This is a genomic window from Acinetobacter sp. YH01021, from assembly GCF_013420255.1.
Classification (GTDB): domain Bacteria; phylum Pseudomonadota; class Gammaproteobacteria; order Pseudomonadales; family Moraxellaceae; genus Acinetobacter.
In genome coordinates this window covers 1-5,080 of the sequence record NZ_VOYO01000054.1, presented here as the reverse complement: position 1 = coordinate 5,080, position 5,080 = coordinate 1, and the positions used below count along the sequence as shown (strand labels likewise).

The window sequence follows — 5,080 nt, the reverse complement described above, 5'->3', positions numbered from 1 at the left end:
TTGAATTTGCTGCCAGATATCATCGGTGAGAAGAGTACGTGCCATTGAAAAAATATAGAAATCAAAATAACTCAAAGGAGGATTTTAAGTATTTAAAACCAATTTTTCAAATGAGGACACGCCCTAGTAATTTAATTGGCAAAAATAATCAAATCTTGTAGGTAAAAGCTTACAAGGATTCAGGAAATTGACGCATAGAGCTTTTGCTCGGTTTTTGAGAAGATTGGTTCTACAAAATAACTCAACACGGAAAGTTGAGCATAATCGCATAATGATAATAATAATGTCGGTAGACAGCGAACTTACAGTGAAGTAAGTGAAAGAGGAAACTTACAGCCGCTAAGCCTTGTAGTTTTGGGAGAGACTACAAGGCTTTTTTATATTCTGATTTTTTATAGGAAGCTTGCTGGATTTTTATCCTAATTTCTTAGCAAAAATTTTCAGCCCTAGCCAGTAAACTTAAGTAAATAGCGTTAAATAAAACGAGAGCTATGTAACATTATGCAAATTTTCACCCTGTGATGTACGAAATGGCTTACAGCAAAATGAGGCAAATACCTCTAGTTGTCTGGTGGGAATATGGCAAAATCTACCACACAAGGAAGATGATTTTTCAACAGGATGTTTGAAAATAATAATAAGCGTAAAACGCCATAATAATACAATAAATAATAATGATAAGAGAAAGAACTACAGCGCCAAAAAGCCCGAGTTTACTCGGGCTTTTTTTTATCCATTTTCTATGGGGAGTAGCTGAAGATTCAAGCGAGCTAAAGGGTTTGCGGGCTTTTCAAAGGAGTTTCTATATTTAATTTATTCTGGATTTATTTCATTAAAATAATGCAAAACCTGAATCTTTAAGGAACAAGAGTCATCGGATCTGAGCTGTATCAATGAGCAACCAAAACCATGCAAAAATCTGGATCTATTTTTGCAATTTGATGCGTTTTCCCTTAAAATATGCAACTTGCTGTAGTGATGCACGGCAGTCAAGGTTTTGAATTCTCATCACTTTGATTTTTATCAAAATATACAAGCATCTCGGAGAAATCGAATGGCTTTAACTAACGCAGATCGCGCAGAGATCATGGCTAAATTCGCTCGCGCTGAAAACGACACTGGTTCACCAGAAGTTCAAGTAGCTCTTTTAACTGCTCAAATCAATGACTTACAAGGTCACTTCAAAGAGCACAAACACGACCACCATAGCCGTCGCGGTCTAATCCGTATGGTTAACCAACGTCGTAAACTACTTGACTACCTTAACGGTAAAGACCACGGTCGTTATGTAGCATTGATCGGTGCTTTAGGTTTACGTCGTTAATTCGATTTAAACTTTATTTTCGGGTGTATTGCATGCTTTGTGCTGTATTACTGAAAACTAAAGTCGGCTTAGCTTTGCGCTGAGCCAGTGGAAGGGGCGAATGTTTCGCTCCTTCTTTGTGTTTAAAAATAGTATTTAATCTGGTGAGGTCGGCTTCTAAGCTTTGTCATTTACTCGTCCATATGGTCATGAATGCCAAACCTTAGGGGTCTCCACTAGAATAATTGTTCACAAGAACTAGGAAAAAATAAAACATGTCAATGTTTAATATTATTCGTAAAGAATTCCAATTCGGTCAGCACAACGTTATCCTGGAAACAGGTCGTGTTGCCCGTCAGGCAAATACTGTTGTGATCACCATGGGCGGCGTACAAGTACTTGTTGCTGTTGTGGCACAGCCTAAAGCAAAAGCAGGTCAAGACTTCTTCCCATTGACTGTAAACTATCAAGAAAAGCAATATGCTGCTGGTCGTATCCCGGGTGGTTATGGCAAGCGTGAAGGCCGTCAGTCTGAAGCTGAAACTTTGATTTCACGTCTGATTGACCGTCCAATTCGTCCGTTGTTCCCAGAAGGTTACTTTAACGAAATTCAAGTTACAGCTACTGTTATTTCTTCTGACAAAACCATGGATGCTGACATTGCTGCAATGTTAGGTACTTCAGCTGCATTGTCTATCGCTGGTACACCTTTCCGTGGTCCGATTGGTGGCGCGCGCGTTGGTTTAATCAACGGTGAATACATCCTGAACCCAAACCTTGAACAACTTAAAGAGTCTGATCTTGATCTTGTTGTTGCGGGTACGGAAACTGCAGTATTGATGGTTGAATCTGAAGCGAAAGAGCTTTCAGAAGACCAAATGCTGGGCGCTGTATTGTTCGGTCATGACGAAATGCAAATTGCGATCCAGGCGATCAAAGAATTTGCTGCAGCTGCAGGCGCGGTTGAGTCAACTTGGGTTGCTCCAGTTAAAAACGAAGAACTTCTTGGTAAATTGAAAGAAGCATTCGAAGCGAAAATCTCTGAAGCTTACACGATTGCAGTGAAACAAGACCGTTATGCGGCACTTGACGCGCTTTATGCAGAAGCAGTGGCACAGTTCGTTCCTGAAAATGACGAAACTGGCATTGCAGAAGAAGTAAATGAGCTGTTCGAAGACCTTAAATACCGTACCGTACGTGACAACATCCTGTCTGGTAAGCCACGTATCGATGGTCGTGATACCAAAACTGTTCGTGCAATCGACGTACAAGTAGGCGTATTGGATCGTGCTCACGGTTCTGCATTGTTCACACGTGGTGAAACTCAGGCCTTGGTCACAACGACTTTGGGTAATACACGTGATGCGTTGATGGTGGATACCCTTGCAGGTACCAAAACTGACAACTTCATGTTGCATTACAACTTCCCTGCATACTCTGTAGGTGAAACGGGTCGTGAATCTGGTCCTAAACGTCGTGAAATCGGTCATGGTCGTCTGGCACGTCGTGGTGTTCAGGCTGTACTTCCTGCGGCTGACCGCTTCCCGTACGTGATCCGTATCGTATCTGACATCACTGAATCTAACGGTTCGTCTTCAATGGCGTCTGTATGTGGTGCTTCATTATCATTGATGGATGCTGGTGTTCCACTGAAAGCACCAGTTGCGGGTATCGCGATGGGTCTTGTGAAAGAAGGCGAGCGTTTCGCAGTTCTTTCTGACATCTTGGGTGATGAAGATCACTTGGGCGACATGGACTTTAAAGTAGCGGGTTCTGCAAACGGTATTACTGCGCTACAAATGGACATCAAGATCGAAGGCATCACTGAAGAGATCATGGAATCTGCATTGAACCAGGCTTATGCGGGTCGTATGCACATCTTGAATGAGATGAACCAGGTGATTTCACGTGCGCGTCCTGAAATTTCGATGCACGCACCGACCTTCCAGGTGATCAACATCAACCCGGATAAAATCCGTGATGTGATCGGTAAAGGCGGCGCGACCATTCGTGCAATTACTGAAGAAACTAAAGCGGCGATTGATATCGAAGATAACGGTACAGTTCGCGTATTTGGTGAAACTAAAGCGGCTGCGCAAGCTGCAGTTGCCAAGATTCAGGCACTTACGGCTGAAATCGAGCCAGGTACAATTTATACAGGTAAAGTGATTCGTATTGTTGAATTCGGTGCGTTCGTAAATATCCTGCCAGGTACTGATGGCTTACTTCACATCTCTCAAATCTCAAACGAACGCATTGCGAACGTGGCAGATGTATTGAAAGAAGGTCAGGAAGTAAAAGTACAGGTTGCGGATGTTGATAACCGTGGCCGTATTAAATTAACGATGAAAGACATCGAACAAGTTTAATTCTTAAAAATATTCACATGGGAAAACTCATGTGAATAACAATAAAAAAGCCCTGAGCTTGATCAAAGTGTTTATTTTGGCTGGCTCAGGGCTTTTTTTATGCTTCAGTATTGGTCTGAATGTGGTGTTCAGTTGATCTCAGGTTAAGGGATCTGATTCAGAGCTTTTTAACAAACGATAAATTTCATCTTTTAATTTCAGTTTTTTACGCTTGATCGCCTCAATATCATTGTTGATATGATTGACTGGATCAAGTTCAAGCTGGCTGATTTCTTTGTCCAACTCGTTATGTTCCTCGAATAACTTGGCAAAATAGGGATTTTCCTCGCGAAGTTGCACAATCAAGTCGCGGTATTCGGGAAACATGTATTTGATTTTCTTATTGCAATCTTTGGTTTTCATAGGGATTCTTATACTCTAATCATAAAATTAAATATAAATATGTTCTGATCTGCACTGAAAAATGCAGATCGACAGAACATGAAAAGGATTTACTTGAAGTGCAAATGTTTGACCTCGCGGCGTAACTCCTGCACTTCATCAATGAGGTCCAGCATCATGGCAACGGCGCTAAATGAGGCATCAAAATCGCGTTGCAGGCGATAGGCGCGTTGTGCACGCGAGATATCTTCACCGAGGAAAGTGCTGGTCGGGGTTGTAGAACGATTTGGTAAAATTCCATGTTCAATTAACTGCATGACCCATTCCGGGCTTTGTCCACAGGCTTCTGCAAAGTGGATCAAGTCAAATGAACGATCGTCCATAATTTCTGAGGGGGTATAACCGTGGGAAAAACTTTCTTGGTACTGAATCGTAGTCATGGGTCTACTCCTTAAACAGCCAAGTGTGCAAAATCCGGAGAAAGGGAAGGTGCTAAAATAGAACGCTTTCCAATCCTTGGACATGCAGACTCAGAGTGATGACTCAAATGATCATGAGTGAAGAGTCGGGATGTGCCAGTAGTTGATGGATCAGTCGGTCTGACCGGATATCTATCAGCAGCATGCGAGGCAAAGAAGGTTAAAGCTGAAGTTGTTTTTATAATTTTATGTGTTATCGACAAAGCGTATTCAATCACTTTCCTGTGTTGAATAGAGGGCGCCATATCAGGGCTGCAAAGCAGACCAGAGGGCAAAATTGAACGAGGCTGAAGATTGATCATCATAAGTGGATAAAAAATAACCGTCTTCGATCCATTATTATGACTTTGCCTGCTCCAAAACAGTTTTTATTTGTACCTTATTGTTTCAAATCATGACAAAGAAAAAAGCCCCTGATATAGGTAATGCCAGTCAGTTAAGCAAAAAAAGTTAAAATGCTGTAAAAAGAGCGTATGTAAATACGCTCTTTTTTTATGAATTTATCTCAGAATCTAGATTTAACATTAAAACAAACCCTACCTTCACTT

4 protein-coding genes are annotated in these 5,080 nt (G+C 41.4%); 2 read left to right on the top strand and 2 right to left on the bottom strand.

The features are described 5' to 3' along the window. Positions 1 to 1,054: 1,054 nt before the first annotated feature. Complete coding sequence (gene rpsO, locus FTT86_RS15580) at positions 1,055 to 1,324, top strand: 30S ribosomal protein S15 (RefSeq protein WP_004278577.1); 270 nt, start codon at positions 1,055 to 1,057, stop codon at positions 1,322 to 1,324. 260 nt (positions 1,325 to 1,584) lie between these two features. Next, positions 1,585 to 3,672 carry a polyribonucleotide nucleotidyltransferase gene (gene pnp / locus FTT86_RS15575; RefSeq protein ID WP_171054287.1) on the top strand — a complete coding sequence of 696 codons (2,088 nt, stop codon included), beginning with the start codon at positions 1,585 to 1,587 and terminating at the stop codon, positions 3,670 to 3,672. A gap of 138 nt (positions 3,673 to 3,810) precedes the next feature. Here pnp and FTT86_RS15570 read toward each other — a convergent pair whose 3' ends face one another. Next, positions 3,811 to 4,074 (bottom strand): YdcH family protein, encoded by a 264-nt coding sequence (locus tag FTT86_RS15570; RefSeq protein ID WP_180087457.1) that lies wholly within the window; start codon positions 4,072 to 4,074, stop codon positions 3,811 to 3,813. Positions 4,075 to 4,163: 89 nt separating this feature from the next. After that, positions 4,164 to 4,493, bottom strand: coding sequence for a chaperone modulator CbpM (locus FTT86_RS15565; protein WP_004278573.1), 330 nt, complete (start codon positions 4,491 to 4,493; stop codon positions 4,164 to 4,166). Positions 4,494 to 5,080 lie beyond the last annotated feature (587 nt).

Coding starts and splice junctions, on each gene's coding strand:
- FTT86_RS15570 (WP_180087457.1), bottom strand. CDS start 4,074: ATGAAAACCAAAGATTGCAATAAGAAAATCAAATACATGTTTCCCGAA.
- rpsO (WP_004278577.1), top strand. CDS start 1,055: ATGGCTTTAACTAACGCAGATCGCGCAGAGATCATGGCTAAATTCGCT.
- pnp (WP_171054287.1), top strand. CDS start 1,585: ATGTTTAATATTATTCGTAAAGAATTCCAATTCGGTCAGCACAACGTT.
- FTT86_RS15565 (WP_004278573.1), bottom strand. CDS start 4,493: ATGACTACGATTCAGTACCAAGAAAGTTTTTCCCACGGTTATACCCCC.